13 protein-coding genes are annotated in these 20,751 nt (G+C 57.7%); all 13 read left to right on the top strand.

Going from position 1 to position 20,751, the window contains the following annotated elements:
• Nucleotides 1-504: 504 nt before the first annotated feature.
• Nucleotides 505-1,671: a polysaccharide biosynthesis/export family protein gene (locus HW466_RS15190; RefSeq protein WP_059506969.1), complete on the top strand. Its 1,167-nt coding sequence runs from the start codon at nt 505-507 to the stop codon at nt 1,669-1,671.
• Nucleotides 1,672-1,677: 6 nt separating this feature from the next.
• Nucleotides 1,678-2,493, top strand: coding sequence for an ABC transporter permease (locus HW466_RS15185; RefSeq protein ID WP_151003331.1), 816 nt, complete (start codon nt 1,678-1,680; stop codon nt 2,491-2,493).
• The gene (locus HW466_RS15180) at nt 2,490-3,152 is read left to right on the top strand and encodes an ABC transporter ATP-binding protein (RefSeq protein ID WP_059870078.1); all 663 of its coding nucleotides are present in this window, start codon (nt 2,490-2,492) and stop codon (nt 3,150-3,152) included. The genes HW466_RS15185 and HW466_RS15180 overlap by 4 nt, the downstream gene beginning before the upstream one ends.
• Nucleotides 3,149-4,321 carry a KpsE/RkpR family capsule polysaccharide export protein gene (locus HW466_RS15175; protein ID WP_239005930.1) on the top strand — a complete coding sequence of 391 codons (1,173 nt, stop codon included), beginning with the start codon at nt 3,149-3,151 and terminating at the stop codon, nt 4,319-4,321. Before HW466_RS15180 ends, HW466_RS15175 begins: the two co-directional genes overlap by 4 nt.
• A 14-nt stretch (nt 4,322-4,335) precedes the next feature.
• Nucleotides 4,336-5,454: a non-hydrolyzing UDP-N-acetylglucosamine 2-epimerase gene (wecB, locus tag HW466_RS15170; protein WP_151003320.1), complete on the top strand. Its 1,119-nt coding sequence runs from the start codon at nt 4,336-4,338 to the stop codon at nt 5,452-5,454.
• Complete coding sequence (gene wecC, locus HW466_RS15165; protein WP_151003318.1) at nt 5,451-6,719, top strand: UDP-N-acetyl-D-mannosamine dehydrogenase; 1,269 nt, start codon at nt 5,451-5,453, stop codon at nt 6,717-6,719. Before wecB ends, wecC begins: the two co-directional genes overlap by 4 nt.
• A complete protein-coding gene (locus tag HW466_RS15160; protein ID WP_151003316.1) occupies nt 6,716-8,923 on the top strand; it encodes a coiled-coil domain-containing protein in 2,208 nt (735 codons plus the stop codon). The genes wecC and HW466_RS15160 overlap by 4 nt, the downstream gene beginning before the upstream one ends.
• Nucleotides 8,920-10,767 carry a BNR repeat-containing protein gene (locus HW466_RS15155; RefSeq protein ID WP_151003314.1) on the top strand — a complete coding sequence of 616 codons (1,848 nt, stop codon included), beginning with the start codon at nt 8,920-8,922 and terminating at the stop codon, nt 10,765-10,767. Before HW466_RS15160 ends, HW466_RS15155 begins: the two co-directional genes overlap by 4 nt.
• A gap of 5 nt (nt 10,768-10,772) precedes the next feature.
• Entirely contained in the window at nt 10,773-16,190 is a 5,418-nt protein-coding gene (locus tag HW466_RS15150) for a glycoside hydrolase family 99-like domain-containing protein (RefSeq protein ID WP_151003312.1), read from the top strand.
• A gap of 113 nt (nt 16,191-16,303) precedes the next feature.
• Nucleotides 16,304-17,683, top strand: coding sequence for a BNR repeat-containing protein (locus HW466_RS15145; RefSeq protein WP_239005940.1), 1,380 nt, complete (start codon nt 16,304-16,306; stop codon nt 17,681-17,683).
• A 157-nt stretch (nt 17,684-17,840) separates the two neighbouring features.
• The gene (locus tag HW466_RS15140) at nt 17,841-19,010 is read left to right on the top strand and encodes a nucleotide sugar dehydrogenase (RefSeq protein WP_059451350.1); all 1,170 of its coding nucleotides are present in this window, start codon (nt 17,841-17,843) and stop codon (nt 19,008-19,010) included.
• Nucleotides 19,007-20,119, top strand: coding sequence for a glycosyltransferase (locus tag HW466_RS15135; protein WP_151003308.1), 1,113 nt, complete (start codon nt 19,007-19,009; stop codon nt 20,117-20,119). The genes HW466_RS15140 and HW466_RS15135 overlap by 4 nt, the downstream gene beginning before the upstream one ends.
• Nucleotides 20,116-20,667, top strand: coding sequence for a hypothetical protein (locus tag HW466_RS15130; protein ID WP_059794142.1), 552 nt, complete (start codon nt 20,116-20,118; stop codon nt 20,665-20,667). Before HW466_RS15135 ends, HW466_RS15130 begins: the two co-directional genes overlap by 4 nt.
• Nucleotides 20,668-20,751 lie beyond the last annotated feature (84 nt).

Genomic DNA, 20,751 nt, shown 5'->3' with positions numbered 1-20,751 from the left:
CTCGGGTGCGGACTGATCCTGTCGCTTTCGGACTAAATTCGGATGCGTCCTACTTCCATGCGATAATGCCGGCGTTTGGGAAACCCTGCGCTGCAAGTTGCGAGAACTCGAGCGGACCGTGCGATTGCTCGAGAAGGATCGACCACCCGACAATGGGCGCAGACTGTTGGCTGGTAAGGCCGCACGCGCTTTTCAGGCGCGCCGTTGTTTTGGTTATTCCCCGTCGTTCTCTGGAAGTTCGTTCGCCATCGAGCCTGTATCCGTGGCGGAAATTGACATGCAGTCACCATTTCTTCTGCTGTCACAGAGGGGAGATTTGTTGCTTTTTCGGTCGCTAATGGCCGAAAGAATGCAAATTTAAGTGAAGAATTTTTGAGAGGTCGATGGCCTGATCGAGCCAATCGACTGATGAAAGGGCGACCGGGGGTTCGGGGGATGCGTTGATTGAGCGCCCGGGAAATAACGCTGGCAAATCAATAGTAAAAAGTCTTGGCCGCAAGATCCATGAAAAAGAGTTTATTGGCAATTTCCGTTCTTGCCGCTTTGGCGCTTTCGGGGTGTGGGACCTATCCGGATTGGATACCTGCTTCCGGCGCGTCGCGCCAGAAAGTGCAGCAAGCACCTGAGACCGGTGGGCGGATCGAAGGCATTCAACTGGTGGACGTCAACGACACGTTGGCGAGGAAGCTTGCGGACAGCAAGAAACTGGGTCAGTTCGCGACCATCTTTCCCAGTGCGGTTACGAACAACTACTTGATCGGCCCGGGCGACGTCATCGAAGTGACGATCTGGGAGGCACCGCCGGCGATGCTGTTCAGCACGCTGGCGCCGGCGCAACCGATGACGACGACCACGACCAACAGCGTCACGTTGCCCAACCAGATGGTGGCCGCGGACGGCACGATCACCATCCCGTTCGCGGGGCGGATCGCCGTCAAGGGGCGCACGACCGAGCAGATCGAGGCGAGCATCGTCAGCCATCTCAAGGGCAAGGCGAATTTGCCGCAAGTGCTCGTGAGCGTCACCAAGAACAATGCGTCGAATATCACGGTCGTTGGCGAGGTCAACACGAGCGCACTGATGCCGTTGACGCCGAAGGGCGAGCGTCTGCTCGATGCGCTGGCATTCGCCGGCGGCGTGAAGCAGTCGGTCAACCGTATGGCCGTGCAGCTGTCGCGAGGCAGTGTCACCGCGACGATGCCGCTCGATTCGGTGATTCGCGATCCGCGTCAGAACGTCGTGCTCAAACCGGGCGATGTCGTGACTGCGCTCTTCCAGTCGCAGAGTTTTTCGGTGTTGGGCGCAACGGGCAAGAACGACGAGATTCCGTTCGAGGCGCAAGGCATTTCGCTGGCCCAGGCGCTCGCGCGTTCGGGGGGGCTCAACGACAACCGTGCCGATGCGCGCGGCGTGTTCGTGTTCCGGTTCGAAGACGCGAAGCTGGTCGACGCACAGGACAAGACGGTCAACGCCATCAATGGCACGGTGCCGGTGGTCTACGAGATCAACCTGCGGGATCCCGCTGCGTTCTTCGTGACGCAGAACTTCCCGATTCAGAATCATGACGTGATTTACGTCTCGAACTCGCCCGAGGTGGAGTTCAAGAAGTTCCTCACGCTCGTCGTGATGGTGGCCAGCCCGGCGGCGACCATCAACCGGGAACTGGAGTAAGGCGTGATGGTGGGAAAGGTGCGTACTCCGTTCGAAGTCACGGTCTCCGTTTGGAGAGCCATGTTCCTGCGCGAGGCACTCGATCGGTTGTTCGAGGCGCGCGCGGCGTGGTTGTGGTTGTTGATGGAGCCCGTGATTTATATCGCGATACACGCTTTTGGATATACGACCTTCCGGATTCATGAAGTCGGCGGAATTGCGATAACGATGTGGATCATCGCGGGATTCATTGGCTTCCTGCTCTGGAGGCGCACGTGGATCCAGGTGTTGCACGGAATTGATTGCAACTACGCGTTCTTTGTTTACCGGCAGGTAAAACCGTTTGACGCGGCGATCGTAAGAGCGGTGCTGGAGCTGTTTTTGATGGTCCCGATATCGATCATCATAATTGCTTCGGCGCTGGCTGCAGGACGAGTGATAACCCCTGATCTACTCAATCCGGTTTTGCTTCCGGCGGATCCGCTATTGGCTATCGTAAGCCTTACGGGATTGTGGTTATTTGGCTTGGGACTCGGATTGGTAACGTCGGTGGCGATGAATTTCGTTCCCGAAGTGGATCACATTTTCAAGTTGTTTTATTTGCCGCTTTATTACATCTCCGGGGCTTTGTTCCCGATCATTTCGATACCTAATCCGTATCGGGACATTCTGCTCATCAACCCGGTCGTGCATGGCCTGGAACTGGTGCGAACCGGCTTTTTGCCGTCGTATCACACGGCACCTGGAATCAGTCTCACCTATCTCTATGGGTGGGCCCTCGGCACCATGTTGCTGGGTCTGGCGCTTTACCGGCGTTTTTCTAATAAATTGGTGACGCGATGATCTGTATCGAGGGCGTTCATAAGCGGTACATGACCGAGCACGGCGTCGGGAAATGGGTGCTGCGCGGGATTGACATGACAATCCCGCCAAAACAAAGCGTTGCATTGATTGGGGTAAACGGGGCAGGTAAGTCAACGTTGTTGCGCATCATCGGTGGCGTCGACCATCCCACCAAGGGGCGCGTCGAGCGGTTGTGCCGTGTGTCGTGGCCAATGGGAGCGGGCGGGCTCGAGGGTACGCTGACCGGGCGGCAGAACGCAAAGTTTGTGTGCCGGATTCACGGCCGGCAGGACGAACTTCGAGATCGGCTCGACTTTATTCAGGACTTCGCCGAGCTGGGCGAGGCTTTCGACAGACCGGTTCAAACCTATTCGTCAGGGATGAGATCGCGTTTGCAATTTGCATTGTCGCTTGCATTCGATTTCGACGTGTATATATCCGATGAGGTTACGGCTGCGGGTGATGCGAAATTCAGGAAAAAGGCCGCTGACGCATTCAAGGGAAAAACAAGTCAGGCGAGTGTGATCATGGTTTCCCATGACGAAAGCACGCTTCGGCAGTTCTGCCAGTCTGGAATTTGGATAAACGAAGGTCGCGCGTCCTGGTTCGATGATCTCGACGAGGCACTGCGGGCGTACAAGGAAAGTATTTTTGCATGAAAAAGCAGCTATCTATCGGGGAAGAGGGCGTCGTTGCTCGGCTAGTGGCCATTTTTAGAAAGGCCAGGGATGTCGTGTGCTCTGTCAGGATCTTTAGGCTGATTATCAAGCTGATTTTTGCTTACGCAGTGCTGTCGATTCCGTACTGGCTGTTGATTGCGTCTGATCGTTACGTGTCCGAGGCCAACGTCATCATTCAAACGACCGATCAGATCAGCAATCCGGGCGTAGATGTATCCGCGATCGTGCCGGGTGCCGGTGGCCCGAATCGTGCGGACCAGTTGCTGCTGCGTGAGTATCTCTTGTCGCTCGATATGCTCAAGAAGCTCGATGCATCTCTGGATTTGCGCTCGCATTTCAGCAACTGGCGCCGGGATCCCATTTCACGGATGTGGTTCAAAAATGCGCCGACCGAATGGTTCTATCAGTATTGGTTGTCGCGCGTCGATGTTCAGTACGATGACTATAGCGGCGTATTGCATATTCGAGCGCAGGCATACGATCCCGACATGTCGCAGGCGATTGTCAAGCTGATGGTTCGGGAGGGCGAGGCTCACATGAATCAGATCGGTCATCAACTGGCGCAATCGCAGGTCGACTTCCTGTCGAGGCAAGTGACCGCAGCGCACGACCGCCTTCTCGATGCCACGCATACCGTAATCGACTTTCAGAATCGCAAGGGTTTGGTCGCTCCGCAGGCAACGGTGGAGAGTCTGAACGCGATCATCGACAAGCTCGAGGCGCAAAAGGCCGATGTTCAGACTCAGCTGTCGGCGCTGCCGGCATCCCTGAGTCCGAATCAGCCTACGGTCGTGATGCTCAGGAATACGCTCAATGCGCTGGAGCAGCAGATCGCCCAGAAGCGCGCCGAACTGGCTTCTCCGTCGAGGAAAACGCTCAACTACACCGTCGAGGAGTTCCAGCGCCTTCAAATGCAAGTCGGATTCGCCCAGGATCTGTATAAGACGGCACTGTCCGCATTGGAGAAGGGGCGGATGGATGCTGCGCGGACCTTGAAAATGGTTTCGATCATTCAGACGCCGACCAAGCCAGGCTATCCGACGGAACCGGGGCGGCTCTACAACGCCTTTGTCACGTTGCTGGTTGCTGCTGCACTGGCCGGAGTGGTGAAGCTGCTGGAGAGCATCATCATGGATCATGTGGATTGAGATCGGGGACAGCAATGAGAACCCTGATCGTGCTCGGAACGCGACCGGAAGCCATAAAGATGGCGCCGTTGGTCAACGTGCTGAAGAAGGATCCCGATATCGAAACGAAGGTCTGCGTGACTGCGCAGCATCGGCAGATGCTCGACTCGATGCTCGGATTCTTTCGCGTTCGACCCGACTACGATCTGGACGTCATGGCACCCGATCAATCGCTTCTGGGGATGACGAGCAAGGCATTGGCAGGTCTTGATTCCGTGTTGAGCGATGCTCGTCCGGACCTCGTGCTGGTACAGGGCGACACGTCGACAACGCTTGCCGCAGCGCTGTCGGCACATTATCGGCAAATCTGTGTAGGTCACGTGGAGGCTGGTCTGCGCACCGGGAATCTCTCGGCGCCGTGGCCTGAAGAGGCGAATCGCCGTCTTACGACCGTACTGGCGAAGTATCACTTCGCTCCGACATCGTGTGCGCGTGACAATCTTTTGCGAGAGGGTGTTTCGGGAGATCGCATCCACATAACGGGCAATACGGTTGTCGATGCCCTATTGGAAACTGTGGCCGGCATCCGTGAGGATGCTGTTCAGCGCAAAGCGCTGGATACCCGATTCGCGTTTCTCAATCCGGAAAAGCGCTTGATTCTCGTGACCGGCCATCGCCGGGAAAATCTGGGCAATGGCCACGAGGCCGTCTGTCTCGCGCTGCTCGAAATCGCGCAGCGGCGCGACGTTGAAATCATTTTCCCGGTTCACCTCAATCCCAAGGTCAAGCAGCCGGTACATCGTCTTCTTGCAGATGCTCCTGGCGTGTTCCTGGTTGAACCGCAGGACTACTTGCCATTCGTCTACTTGATGAACCGGGCAGCACTGGTCATTACGGATTCCGGCGGCATTCAGGAAGAAGCGCCGGCCTTGGGCAAGCCGGTACTTGTAACGCGCGAAACGACGGAACGCCCTGAAGCCGTTGCGGCCGGTACGGCAAAGGTCGTGGGAACCGATTCGGCCAAGATAGTTGCGGAAGCAACCAGATTACTCGACGATCCGGCGAGCTATGCCGCGATGGCGCGAGCGGCGAATCCGTACGGCGACGGCAAGGCCGCGCAACGCATTCGCGATATTCTAGTGAGTACACGTTGAACACCATTTCAATCATCGGCCTCGGTTACATCGGCTTGCCGACCGCAACGCTATTCGCTTCACGCAAACTGCGGGTCATTGGCATCGATGTATCGCCGTACGTCGTCGACACGATCAACCGTGGCGATATCCACATTGTCGAGCCTGAACTGGACATCCTGGTTCAGGCAGCAGTGGGCGCCGGCTATCTGAGAGCGGCTACGCAGGCCGAGCCGGCGGATGCATTCGTCATTGCCGTACCGACGCCATTGACGTCGGATCACCGGCCCGACCTGAACTGCATCGAGTCGGCGGCGAAGTCAATCGCTCCCGTGCTCTCCAAGGGCAACCTCGTCATTCTTGAATCGACGTCACCCGTCGGCACGACGGAAATGTTGGCCAACTGGCTGGCAGAGATGCGCCCGGACCTCAGCTTTCCGCAGCAAGTGGGTGACGACTCCGACATTCGCATCGCTTACTGTCCCGAACGGGTTCTCCCCGGCCGCATCGTGCATGAGCTGGTCGTAAACGATCGTGTGATCGGCGGCATGACGCGTGGATGTTCCGATGCGGCCGTCGCACTCTACAAGTCATTTGTGCAGGGCGACTGCATTGTCACGGACGTTCGCACCGCGGAAATGTGCAAGCTGACCGAGAACAGTTTTCGTGACGTCAACATTGCCTTTGCCAACGAGCTCTCGATGATCTGCGACAAGCAGGGCATCGATGTCTGGGAGCTCATAAAGCTGGCAAACCGGCATCCTCGCGTGAATATCTTGCAACCCAGTTGCGGAGTGGGCGGGCACTGCATCGCTGTCGATCCCTGGTTCATCGTGGACAGCGCGCCGGATGAGTCGACGTTGATCCAGGCGGCTCGTCGCGTCAACGACGCCAAGCCGCAATGGGTCATTGGCAAGGTGAACGACGCCATTGTCCGGATGGTGAGGTCCGGCACCACGCGTGGCGATATCCGTATCGCGTGCCTGGGCATTACTTACAAGGCAAATATCGACGATTTGCGCGAAAGTCCGGCGCTCCAGATCGCGGGAATTCTTGCCAAAAGCCATCCCGGCAAGATCATGATCGTCGAGCCGAACCTCGAAGAAATGCCGGGACACTTGGCGACGTCGGGAATGGATCTGGCGACGCTGGACGAGGCAGTTTCGCGAGCCGACATATTCGTGTTGTTGGTTGATCACGCTGAATTCAAAAGCATGAAACCTGACCGGATCGGTGGAAAGGTACTCATCGATACTCGCGGCATTTGGAAGGGCATAGAACAATGATCGAACAAGAAAATTCGACCGTCGGGGTCAATGATGAGTCTCGCCTTGCAGCAATGAAGGAGGAGAACGAGATTCTTCTGTTGCAGCTTCACCAGGTTCAGGAAGAACTCGAACATTACTATCAGCAGGAGAGGGCTGCGAAGGAAGGGGGGGCGAGCGGGACATTCGGAAATCCGGGGCCCAGCGCGAGCAGGACCGGTGACGAGTTGCACAATGCGTTGGCCGAAAATTTGCGTTTGCGTGCCTTGGTCAACGCACAGAGAAAGGTGCATAGGCTTGAAACGGATAACGCCCTGAACATCAAGCTCGGGAATCTTTTGATTCAAGGCGTCGATTCGCCGAAGACACTGTTCTCCGTACCCGGCGCGCTCGGGAAGATCTGGCGCAACTATCGTCGCCAGTCGCCCCCCAAAGTGCTAGGTGGGAAAGGCTTTACGAAGGTCATTGACGCGTATGGTGGCGGGGGCTTCGAGGCGGTGGAAAAGCTGATGGCTCGCGACTCGATTTCTCCGGTCACTCGGGCGAACGGCTATACGACGCTCGGGCGCCATCTCATGAATAGCGATCGCGCCAGCGCGGCAGAGGCGGCGCGTCGAGCATACGCGTTGGAGCCGAAGTCCTTTCGACTGAAATGGCTCGCTTTCAGGCTTCATGAGGCGGGCAGTCTCTCCGAAGCGGAAGCATTGCTCGACATTCTGCCGTCGGATACGAAATTCAGCGATTCGGAGGCGCGTCAGGCCAGCCAGTTGCGTCACGAGGCCAAGCATGCGCGCCAACGCGAAGCGCAGCAGGTTGCCGGATTTACCGAGCGTCGGGACGAAATCGAGCAGCAACTGATCAGTCTGGCGAGAGCGCGTGACGAGAACGCGCAGTTGCTTGCCGAACGCACGCGCGAAGTCGAGGCGCTGGCGCGAATCAATGCGCAACTGACGCAAGAGAAATCCGCATTGGTAAAGCATCAGGAAACAGCGTTGCAGCATTCTGGTGCCCGAGATCAGGAAATCGATGCGCTCAAACAAGCCAACGCGCGCCTTGAGCGGGAAAAAACCGAGCTTGAGGCTCGTTACGAAAATGCAGCCCGGCAGGTGACCGACCGTACGCGGGAAGTTGAAAACCTGAAGCAGGTCGAAGTAAGACTGGGACAAGAGCGTTCCGAGCTTGTCGAGCAGCACGAGAGAAACATCGAGCGTGTCGGCGAGCTTTGTCAGGATGTTACCGACCTGACAGAGGCCAAAGCTCAACTGGAAGAGGAGCTTCTTGCCTCGATCGCAATGCACGAGGAGGTGATCGAGCAGTTGATCGCTTGTAGCCAGGAAGTCGAATCGATGAAGCAGGCGTGGGCACAACTGGAACAAGAAAGGGTGTCGGCGCTGGCGCAACACGACGAGATCAGCGCTCAAGTAGTCGCGCGAACAAGGCAGGTCGAAGCGCTGGAGCGTGTCGCGATGCAGCTCAAACAGGAAAAGGTGGCACTGGAGGGCCAGCATGAGGCGATGCTGAGGCAGTCAACCGAGCAGGCGCGGCGCGTCCTCGAACTCGAGCGAATGGTTAAGCGGCTGGAGCAGGAAATAGCGGAGCTTACCACTCAGCATCAAGCGGAGATTGCGGCGCAGGTGACCGAACGCGCGCAACAAGTGGATGCCCTTGCGCAGGATCGTGCACGTCTCGAACGCGAAAATTTGGCATTGGTTGAGCAGTACGAAGACGTCGTCAGGCACGCGATCGATCGCGATCGTGAGATTGAGCTGCTAACGCAAGTCAAAGCAACACTGGAACAACAAAACTCCGCACTGGCCGACCAACTCGAAGGCGCGAGCGCGCATGCGGCCGAGCGTTCGCGTGAGCTCGATGCGCTCAAGCAAGCCAATGCCGTATCAGAGCGGGAACGGCAGACGTTGGCAGCGCAGTATGAAGAGGTCGTCAAACAGAAGGCCGAACACAAACGAGAAGTCGAGCTTCTGGTGGCAGCCAAAAAGCAGCTGGAAAGTGAAAAGTCGACCTTGCTGAATCAGCATGGCGAGTCTTCCCGACTGGTGACGGAGCACATCGAGCAAATCAATGCATTGCAACAACAACTCGAAAGTCAGCAAGAGAACGATGCGGAGTTGAAGGCGCGTCAAAGAATGGTGCAGGAGGAAATGATTCGCGCGGAAGCACAGCTTGAGCTGATCAAGGACATCCTGCTTCGAGAGCCAGAGCTATGAGAAAGAAGTCGGTGAGCTTGCGTTACAGGGCACTGGCAAGTCAACGTGTGCGGCCGGACGAAATCGTCGAGATTCGGCCCGAGCAGACCGTCGTGCCTTACGACGAAAATCTGCTCGAACGAGCACGCACCCAATGGCAGTTTGGAGATTGGCAAAGCCTCGCCAGACTGGAGCGCGCCACCCTGCAACACCATCCCGAGCGTGCAAAGCTCGCCTTGCTCGCGGCATCGGGCCGCCTGCAGCTCGGACGATTCGCCGAGGCGAAACTCTACGTGCGGCTCGCTCGGGACTGGGGCGTCAGCGAGCGTCATCTTTGTCAGATTCTCGTCGCCGGCGTTCACAACAGCCTGGGGCGCGCCGCTGTCCTAGCGGGGAGTTTCCCCCATGCGTTGAAACATTTCGAATCGTCGATTCGGGTCGGCGCACCCGGGGCGGACAAGGCGTTGTTGACCAAAGCACGAATCAATCAACAATGTCAGGCGCTTGGCATGACGTCGGCCCATCTCGAAAGCGATGCGAGCGCGACACTGCGCGGACTCGCTTGTTCGCGTTCCACGTTCGACGTCGTGACGCTGTCAAAATTTCATCTCGGTGATGCCTGGGCCGGTAATACCATCAATACCGTCATTTTCCGGCATCACGGAATACTGACCCATCTGGACTGGCAGGTTACTGCGTTTTACGTCGATTCACGTACGCTGCGCCTTGTTCGGCGCGATCTGAAGACGGACGCGATCGCGCATCATGATATACAAGGATCGTACGATCTGAATGATGCACACAACAGTATTAGCATTGGCGTGGACAGGAGTGGTCATATCCACCTGTGCTACGGGCATCACGCTACGCGGTTGCGCTATCGCCGCAGCATCGTGGCCAGCGATATTAATGGATGGACGGATGAGCTCCCGATGACGGGCATGTCCGAGGAACGGGTGACCTATCCAACATTTATTCAGCCGCACCACGGATTTCCGCTCGTCCTGCTTTACCGTGACGGCGTGCACGATAGCGGAAACGCTCGCCTCAAGGTCTATGACGAAGAGACGGAGAGTTGGGCGGATCGCCCCTTGCCGATTCTCAGCGGCAGTGAGTCGAAGCCCTGGACAAGCAATGCTTACTGGAACCATCCGGCTATCGGCAGCGACGGAAGTCTGCATCTGAGCTTCGTATGGCGTACGCACACGCTCGGTGAAGAAGACCTCATCAACAATATAAATATCGGATATGCATGTTCACTCGATAATGGCGTCAGTTGGCAGACGTCAAAGGGGCGAGGCTATCAACTTCCGATCACGCAGGTTAATGCTGAAATAATTTTTCCGATCTCGCCTGGAAGTAATTTGATCAATCAGTGCAGCATGGCACTGGATAGCCGAAACCATCCGCACATTGTCTTCTATGCGGATGATTCGGATGGAATTCCGCAGTATCAGCATTTGTACTTCGATGGCGCGAAATGGAGGCATCAGGTCATTTCTGCGCGCACCCAGCCGTTTGCGCTGCGAGGGAAGGGGACGCTGCAGATTCCGATAAGTCGCCCTGAAGTCGTTATTGACCGATTCGACAACGTGTATGTCATCGCTCGTGGAGATCACAGCAACGGTCAAATGGCTGCGACCCTGCTGGCGGCACCCGATTACATGTGGTCAGAAAAGAACACACGGTTCATTCTGGATGAGGATCTCGGCTTTGCCGAGCCAATCATCGATCGAACTCGCTGGGAAAATGAGAGTGTTCTCAGCCTGTTGTTGCAGCGTAACGAGCAGCCGGCGCACGATTTGGACTGTCAGGTCGTGAACTCTGCAGTCACGTTGTTGGACATCCAATTCAAGAATAAGTAAATGTGATGAACAAGAATATGAAAACGCCGCTCGCACTTGGCAATGAATACATGCGTTCGGGGAAGTACGAAGAAGCCATTCGGAAATACACCGAGGTGTTGATCACCACGCCCGGGCTTGCTCGGATAGCGTCGACGAACCTCGCTCTCGCGAAGCAAAGATATCGAAAGAGCCGCGATGAGGCCGGCAAGCCGCGAGTGGGTGTCTGCAGTTGGGAACTCGCACATAATTCGGCAGGACGAGCCTATACGCTGGCGATGCTGTATGAACGATTTGCCGAAGTAGAGATCATCGGCAGCCTCTTTCCCCAGTTCGGGCGAGAGATCTGGGGGCCGATACAGGAAACCGAAATCGCGAAGCACGCGATCCTGGTAGAGGACGAGTCGCGATTTGTCGAGCAGGCGATCGAATTGGTTGTCGCGCATCCCTACGATATCGTGCATCTCTCGAAGCCGCGCGGCCCCAATGTCTTGTTCGGCGCGCTGTACAAGATGATCTGGGATGCAAAGGTGTTGATGGACATCGACGACGAGGAGCTGGCGTTTGTGCAGGCCGAGTCGCCAATCGGCATCGCCGAGTATCTGGACAAGCATCAACACATCCCCAAGTTGAACCTGGCCGGCCAGGACTGGACGCGCATTGCCGTTGGTCTGGTGAATTTGTTCGACGGTGTTACTGTCTCGAACCCGGCGTTGCAGAACCGATATGGAGGTCTGATCGTTCGTCATGCTCGTGACGAAAATGTTTTTGTTCCGTCGCCGGAGTTGAAGAGCAAGAGCAAAAAAAAATACGGCCTGCCCGCGGACAAGAAAATCGTGCTGTTCTTCGGTACTCCGCGGTCGCACAAGGGGTTGGTCGAGACCGCCGAAGCAATCGCCGAGCTCGCGCGGGACGATGTCTTGTTCACAATCGTGGGAGATTTCCCCGATCAGACACTGAAGGAGACGCTCAAGCAGGTCCGTGGTTGTCAGATGGCATTCATCGCCAACAAGCCATTCTCGGAAATTCCCGCCATCGTCTCGATGGCTGATGTCTGTGTTTTCCTGCACGACGGCGGGCTGGCGGCGCAGTTTCAGGTTCCCGCAAAGCTTACCGATGCCGTCGGAATGGGGGTTCCGGTATTGGTATGCGACTCGCCGGCAATGGCGGACCTGTTCGAGTACGACGAAGTCTCGATGGTCTCTATCGACAAGCTGGCACCCGCGCTCGGAGCCGTGTTGAGTGCCGTCGACGGAAACTCGATGCAGGGCAATCGCCGCAGCGCGCTGTTTAAAGACGTCCTGTCCGTGGGCACAAACGCGGAAAGACTCCAACGCTGGGTGGCAGAACTTCGTTGCTCGAACGATTCGGAAATCGTTCGACTTTTTGGTCATTTGATTAATCGAGGCCGCGAGCGCGAAGCAAGTGTCGATGCGAGTAGGGTTAACCGAGGCGCCCATCACGTTGTGATGAAGTCGAACGTTAATCGTCGGACTGATCAACCGATGTTCAGGTTGGGTAAAGACGCGTTCATGCTGCGCGGACTACGTCCAATGGCCTCGATCGCGATCGTGGCAAACGTGATGAACGACGAGGCGTGGGAGCGTGTGAGAAGGACGCTTTCCGGTCTGGGGCAGCAACACGATTTGTTTGTGATGGGGTTCTCCGACGTCGAGCACGTTGCCTTCGGCAACTCGACGGCATCCGTGACCATCGTCGGTGACTGCGACGGCGATGGAAACGCCCAGAATTTTCTTCGACTGGCCGGATCGAATGTATTCGACGACTATCAGGCCGTGCTGTGGCTCGCGCCCGGCGAGGGTGACGACGAGTTGTCGGACATTGCGAACCGGGCAGCCGAATTTACCGCGAATCCAGACTGGGGCATACGCGCGAAGCGGTTCGTGTCGCTTCCCAAGGAAAGCGGTAATCATCGTGTAATCGACGGCGTGAAGATTGCGCTGTCCCGCTTGGGGTTGAGCCTTTCAGACGAGACGATCACGGTGCCGGTTGGAGCTGAAGTGTGGCTCAAACCTTTGTTGCTGAGAGGGCTGGCGTCGGCGCTCTGGGCGAGTGAGCTCGTTGGCGACAAGAATGCCGCCAGCGGTTTTCCGGGACGGCCCACTGTTCTGGGCGTGTTGTCCGTGCTTGCAAAACTCGGGAATCTGTCTGTCCAGCCCGAAGCGGATAAGGGCGCTCAAGCGATTCAGCCCGCTCGCGCTCGGACGTTGAAGACGATCGCGTTCTATCTCCCGCAGTTTCATCCGATCCCGGAAAACGATTTGTGGTGGGGGAAAGGGTTCACTGAGTGGACTAACGTCACCCGAGCCCGACAGCTGTTCAGGGGCCATTATCAGCCGCGAGTGCCGACCGAGCTCGGATACTACGATCTGCGTCTTGAGGAAACTCAGGTCGCACAGGCCAAGCTGGCCAGCGAATTCGGGATTCACGGGTTCTGCTATTACTACTACTGGTTTGACGGCAAAAAACTGTTGAATCATCCAATTGAGCAGATGGCTCGATCCAAGAAGGTCGACACTGGTTTCTGCGTTTGCTGGGCCAACGAGAACTGGTCACGGAACTGGGACGGCCAGAACCGGCATGTGCTGATGGAGCAGACCTATACGCTCGAGAGCAATGTCGCGCTGATCCGGGAACTGATCCCGATGATGAAGGACCCGCGCTGGATTCGGTATGGCGGCAAGCCGGTGATGATGGTGTATCGAATTTCGATCATTCCGAACTGGCTCGAAACCGCTGCTGCGTGGCGGGAGGAATGCCGGAAGGCCGGGCTGGGCGAGATTCACTTGTGCGCCGTTCGATTCGGGCTGGAAACGTTACAAGGTTCGCCCGAGAATTACGGGCTCGATAGTTATGTCTTGTTTCCGCCTCACGAGGCAGAGCGGGTTGACCTGCGTGACAAGGTGCAAGACTTGCACAAGAACTTTGGCGGCCAGATTTTCGATTACTCGGCAGTGGTCGACGGTGATATCGCCAAGTTTGATGATGGCTATTCGTGGCCGGTTCATCGAGGAACCATGCTGGGTTGGGACAATACCGCTCGCCGTCTGACAGATGCGCGAGTGTTCCACGGAGCGACACCATATGGCTTCCGTCGCTGGATGCAGCGCATCCTCGAGCAAGAGCAGCGATTCAACCAAGGCGGCGAGTCGCTCGTCTTCATCAACGCCTGGAATGAGTGGGCGGAGGGCACATATCTTGAGCCAGACCAGCGGTGGGGGCGGTCCTATCTGAAGGCCTTCGCGTCGGCTGCAGAATCTGTCGCAGGAGTCACGCCGCAAGTATTGCCGGCGGGGATCGCATCTTATCCGAGAGAGGCGGACGTACACGATCGGTCGAAAAATGCGCTTGCGGATACGAAGGAAGCCATCACGGACGGAAAGCCGCTTCCGATGGTCGCGTGGCACAAAGGGCAGAGGCAGCCGAACCCCGATTGGCCGACAGTGATGCTCTGTGCGCATATCTCGGGCCATCATCTGTTCGGCGGAGAGCGGAGCCTGCTGGACGTGCTGAGCGCGTTCGCGGAACAATCCGTCAACGTCGTGATGACTCTGCCGTCCGGCGGAAACATGGCCTATATTCGCGAAATATGCGAGCGCAGTCTCGGTGTATATTGCTTTCCGTATCCGCAATGGAAGAACAATCGGGCCAGCAAGGCTTGGTTGACGGTGACCTTTGCGGACATCATCGCACGTCACGCAGTCGATGTAGTGCACGCAAACACAATCGTGCTGCTCGAGCCGTTGGAGGCTGCGGCGCGCATGGGCAGGACCCGAGTCGTTCACTCACGCGAACTGATCTCGCTTGATGATCCTTTGCGTGAACAACTTGGATTGACGATCAGCGAAATCATCGGGCGTGTATTCGAACGTTCGGATTGGGTGATTGGGAACAGCCGTGCCACGAGCCAGTTGTTTTCGCGTCCGGAAAAGACGCTTTACGTACCCAATGCGGTGACACTGAGCGATTTCGAACTCGAGAACAAGTTCGGAAACACGATCAAGTTCGGCATTGTCAGTTCGAATATTCCGAAGAAGGGCGTCGAGGATTTCGTCGAGGTGGCGCGGCGAGCCGCCGCACGCGCACCGCGAGCCCGCTTCGTGGTGGTTGGTCCGGTGAATGCTCAGGTCAAAAAGTGGCAGGAAGAGGTCGAGTCCGGTGCGCGTCCCGATAATCTGATCATTGCCGGCTATGCCGAACATCCGCGCAAGGCAATGTCGGAATTGAATGTGCTTCTCAATCTCTCGCACTTTGCCGAGAGCTTCGGCCGCACGGTTGCCGAGGGAATGGCAGCCCGCCGCCCGGTTATCGCTTATGACTGGGGAGCGCTGGGCGAACTGGTGCAGCACGGGAAAACGGGCATTCTTGTGCCTTACCGCGATATCGACGGAGTCGTGGACGCGGTGGTGCGCTTCTGCGAAAACGACAAGCTCGTGTCCGAAATGGGGCGAGCCGGACGCATGTTTGTCGAGCAGCATTTCACACAAGACAATTTGAAGGCTGCGCTTTCCGACGGTTATGCAAAGATATTCGAGCGACAGGGTTTGGTCGCGACGGGTGCTGCACCTGCCGCTGTTGCGGCGCGAACAATCGGCTATGCGCAGCCGACGACCGTGATCGTGCCGGTCTATAACGCGGTCGCGGCCGTTCGCGATTGCCTGCGATCGGTGCTCCAGCATACCGATCTGACTCGGGACCGGTTGATCGTGATCGACGACGGGAGTCCTGATCCGGGTATCACGCCGATGCTGGAAGAGTTCGAGGGAGTGCCTGGTGTTGTCATTCTCAAGAACGACGTGAATATCGGTTATACCAAGACGATAAATCGCGGTATTCGCGAGGCGGGCGACGACGATGTTGTACTGTTGAACTCGGATACGGTGGTAACGCCTCGATGGCTCGAGGGGTTGCGGGCCGCCGCCTATAGTCGCGAGAAGATAGCGACCGTCACTGCGATGAGTGATAACGCAGGAGCGTTTTCATTCCCGAAGTTCAACGAATATTGCCCGCGTCCGCCGCATCTCAGCCATGACGAGTACGCACTCCTCGTGACACAAGCAACACAGGCATGTATTCCGCCTGAAGTGCCGACCGGATCGGGATTCTGTATGTATATTCGCCGAGCCCTCATTGACGAATGTGGGTTGTTCGACGAGGAGGGCTTCCCCCGAGGCTACGGCGAGGAGAACGACTTCTGCATGCGTGCTTTTAAGGCCGGCTGGCGCAACCTGATTTCTCCCTGGTCGTTTGTCTATCACGTTCGAACGGCCAGCTTCAAGGGCGAAAAGACGGCGTTGGTCAAGGCGGGCGTTGATGTGGTCACTCGGCGATATCCGGAGTACGCCGGGCTCGTGAAAGCGGCCTTTGCGGGAGTTGAGATGGGACGCGTGCGCACGGCGGCCGGGGCTGCGGTGAGCGGCTAAATGGACTGCGGCGACCGCCGACGATATGTGCGAGTCGGAGAGGTCGCCGCTTCAGCCGGTTTCCTTGTATGGTGCGGCTTGGGTAATTCGGAGAGGAGGTGCCCTTGGAAACGATGCAGTTTGCAGTTGGATTGCTGGTGTTGCTGGGTGTCGTAGCGTCTTCGACATCGTGGGCAGCCGAGGCAACTGATGCGAAGTGTGCGGATATGTCGCCGGACCTGAAGATCGATCGGGTGTGGGGCGCTTCGCGTGTCAAATTCGATGCTCTGGAAGACAAGAATTTTATTTATGTTTCGTACTACGACGCGGATCGATGGCTGTCGGTTGCACAGATAAACAAATGCACCGGGGAAGTTGCGAAGACGAGGGTTGCGTCGCGCTTTGTCGGGTGGGATGCCCACAACTCGATCGTCATAGCGCTCGACAAGTCGAATCGTCTTCATGTTTCCGGAAACATGCACGCCTCTCCGCTTGTATACGCACGAATGGACGCTCCGGACAAGTTGGCGGGCCTCGAAGCAGTTCGACCGATGATCGGATCAGACGAGGCGCAAGCGACGTATCCTTATTTTTTCAGGTTCATGGACGGTGCGCTGGGATTTTCGTACCGTTCAGGTCACAGCGGTGACGGTGAGGAATTTATCAATCGACTCGATAGCTCTGGTTGGGTACGTTGGACGAATCGCCCGATTTTTGCCCCTGCGTCAGAAAAAAAGCCCGTGAATGCGTACCATACGAATTACGTTCGCGGTCCTGACGGGTTCTTCCATGTTGCGTGGGTTTGGCGAGAAAATTACTTCGTCGAAACGAACTTCAACGTGAACTACGCGAAAAGTCGTGACCTCAAGACGTGGCAAAACAGTGCGGGCGACATCATTCCTTTGCCGATTACACCGAGGTCGGCGGAAGTCGTGGACGAGATCCCTGAAAAAAGCGGTCTGTTGAACAATATCCGGTTGGGGTTCGACGGGGCTGGGCGGCCCGTCATCTCGTACCTGAAATTCGATTCAAAGGGGGCCACGCAGCTGTTTCATGCTCGCCTTGAAAATGGAATCTGGAAAACGGCGCCGGCGACGCAATGGACCTACCGGTGGGATCCGAGAGGCGGAGGCACCATCAAGGGTGAAATCAACTTCTCGGGCGTCAAGGCGAGTGACGGCCACCTGATCGAACAAGTGAGCCAGCCGGAAATCGGTGCCAAGACGCTTGTTTATGACGACAAGTCGATGAAGGTGGCGGAGGCGCTTTCTCCGAATGTGTGGAACCCGTCTCCGGCTATCAAGAAGGTCCAGGCACCTAATGGCGCAGTGCCTAACGTTCAGGTGGTGAGACTCGAGAATATGGCGGCACATGAATCGAAGGAGAGTCATGTCGTGACGTGGTTCAGCTTGCCCGCAGACAACCGGGACAAGCCGCGCAACTGCGATAACACTGCCGTCCCATGCGATTTCACTTCGGATCTGATCCTGCATACCGAGCGCAAGTCGCCTTGATGGAGACTTGCCCTGTCGTGCGTGTCGCATCGCCAGGATGCTCGCACTATCAGGGGCTCGGGATTCGTTATTTTCAACTGCTCGTATCAAGCAGCCGATGAATTTGAAGGTAGATATAAGAGATGAAGATTCCAGTGTTTGCCTGTGAGAAATACGCATGAAAATCGCCATCGCCGGCACAGGCTACGTCGGCCTGTCCAACGCCGTCCTGCTGTCGCAGCACAATGAAGTCGTGGCGCTCGACATCGTCCCCGAGAAAGTGGCGATGCTCAACCGCAAGGAGTCGCCGATCGAGGATGCCGAGATCGAGGACTACCTGCGTCACAAGAGCCTGAACTTCCGCGCGACGCTGGACAAGGAGGACGCATACGCCGGCGCCGACTACGTGGTGATCGCCACGCCGACCGACTACGATCCGGACACGAACTACTTCAATACGCGCTCGATCGAGATCGTCATTCGCGACGTGATGGCGATCAACCCGCGTGCGGTGATGGTGATCAAGTCGACGATTCCGGTCGGCTACACCGAACGTACGCGCGCGGCGCTCGGCACCGACAACCTGATCTTTTCTCCCGAATTCCTCCGCGAAGGCCGCGCGCTGTACGACAACCTGCACCCTTCGCGGATCGTGATCGGCGAACGTTCCGAGCGAGCCGAAGCGTTTGCCGGTCTGCTGAAGCAAGGCGCGATCAAGCAGGACATTCCCACGCTGTTCACGGGCAGCACGGAAGCGGAGGCGATCAAGCTCTTCGCGAATACGTACCTGGCGATGCGCGTGGCCTATTTCAACGAACTGGACACTTACGCCGCGCAGCACGGTCTCGATACGCACCAGATCGTCGATGGCGTGTGTCTCGATCCACGCATCGGCGCGCACTACAACAACCCGAGCTTCGGCTACGGCGGCTACTGTCTGCCCAAGGACACGAAGCAGTTGCTGGCCAACTATCGCGACGTACCGCAGAACCTGATTCGTGCGATCGTCGAGTCGAACAGCACGCGCAAGGACTTCATCGCCGAGAGCATTCTCAAGCGCAAACCGAAGATTGTCGGCATTTACCGCCTCGTCATGAAGGCCGGGTCCGACAATTTCCGCGCATCCAGCATCCAGGGCGTCATGAAACGCATCAAGGCAAAAGGCGTCGAGGTCATCGTCTACGAACCGGCTTTGCACGAACCGACGTTCTTCAACTCGTCGGTCGTCCACGACCTCGCAGAATTCAAGCGCACCGCCGACGTGATCGTTGCAAATCGCCTGACCGGTGATCTGTCGGATGTCGCAGGCAAGGTGTACACGCGCGACCTGTTCGGCGGGGACGCATGAGCGACCAGAAGTCCGGTCACCCACTGCACGCGGCGAGCGTGTTGCCGCGCATCCTGTTCTTCAACGTGAACGGCTCGGGCATGGGCCATCTGAACCGGTGCCTCGCATACGCGCGTCGCCTGCGGGGCCGCGCGCGCCCGTTCTTTTTCTCGCTGGCATCGGCGATCGAGATCATCGAGGAGATGGGATTCGAAGCGGACTATTTCGTTTCGCATTACTGGTCGTCGAGTTCGACGTTCGGCTGGAACAGCGAACTGGCCGTGCGGCTGGGCATGATGCTGGAGCGAGTTCGCCCGGATGCGGTCGTATTCGACGGAACGTGGCCGTTCAAGGGGCTGCTGACGGCATGCGAAGTGTATGGCGCGCCCATTCTCGTCTGGTCCAATCGCGGGCTGCTCAAGGCCGATACCAAGACGGTGCCGGTGGATGAAGCATTGTTCGACCTTGTGATCCAGCCGGGTGAACTGGGCACGACCGAAGCACGCGCGTCCCTGACGAATGGCGGCACGCGGCTGACGGTGCCACCGGTCTGCCTGCTGGAGGATGACGAATTGCTCGACCGCGCGGCGGCGAGAACGGCGCTCGGCCTGCCGCAGGCCGGCCGCTTCGTTCTCTTTTCGCTCGGTCCGGGCAATCTGAAGGATGTCGCCGGCATCGGGCACGGATTGATTGGCGCGTTCGAGGCGGCCGGTTTCCAGGTGGTCTGGGCAAGGGCGCCCATCTCGGTGCGCGACGTCGAATTGCCGGCCGGCGTGCTGCCGATCTCGGTCTATCCGTTGGCGCGCTATCTGCGCGCGTTCGATGCATTTGTCGGCGCCGCGGGCTACAACACCTGCTGTGAGCTGGTGCAGTCGGGCGTTCCCGCGCTGCTGGTGCCCAACGCGCAACTGGTGGACGATCAGGATCGCCGCGCGCGGATGGTCGCCGACGTGATGCCTGCCGTCGTCTCGGCTTGCGAGACCGAACAGGAACGCAAGGCCGCCGTCGACGCGTTGCTGGACATGTTGCGCGAGGCGGCACCGGCGCGACGTGCGGTGCCGATGAACGGCGCGTCGCTCGCGGCGGACGAGATCCTCGCCAAAATTGCTGACAAGAGGCGAACGCATTGAGCATCATCGACGAAACCCGGACGTTGCGGCGCGAATTGCGCGCGCTGGCGGCAAAGCCCGACTGGACGTTGCTGACGCGCCATGATTTGCTCGCCGGGAAACCGCCGGCCACACTGAAGGAGCGCGCATGGCGTGGTGTCAAGCGCGCGTTGTCCACGTTGGGCGTGATCGCGCCGCACGTGACGAATTATCCGTGGCTGCCGACGCTGAAACACGCGCCGGTTTCGGTAGAAGCGAACACGCTGCTGATCTGGGCGCCGGGTACGGAGCGCGATGCACTGCGTCGTGCGTGCGAAGGTTTTTCCGCGCGGCTGAAAGGCAACGAAGCGCTGGCGCCGGTACTGGTGACCGACGTGGCCGATTTCGCGTTCTATTCAAGGCTGGGTTGGCTGGTGGAATACCTGCCGGAATTGAGCGGCGAGGATCGTTCGTATCGCGAAAGAAAGCGCGCGTATCTGGCGTGGCGCTATCGCGATGCGCGGATCGTGCCGCCGGCCGCGGCGCGCGCCAGTGACGCCGACTGGAACGCATTGGTGAAAGTGAACTGAACATGATGGATAGAAATCGCTATGCCATGTTGACGGTGGATACCGAGGCGTTGCCCAAGCGCGCCACGGAGGATCACGTCAAGC

Source organism: Burkholderia territorii (genome assembly GCF_902833055.1).
GTDB lineage: Bacteria > Pseudomonadota > Gammaproteobacteria > Burkholderiales > Burkholderiaceae > Burkholderia > Burkholderia territorii.
This window is presented reverse-complemented; position numbering and strand designations above follow the sequence as displayed.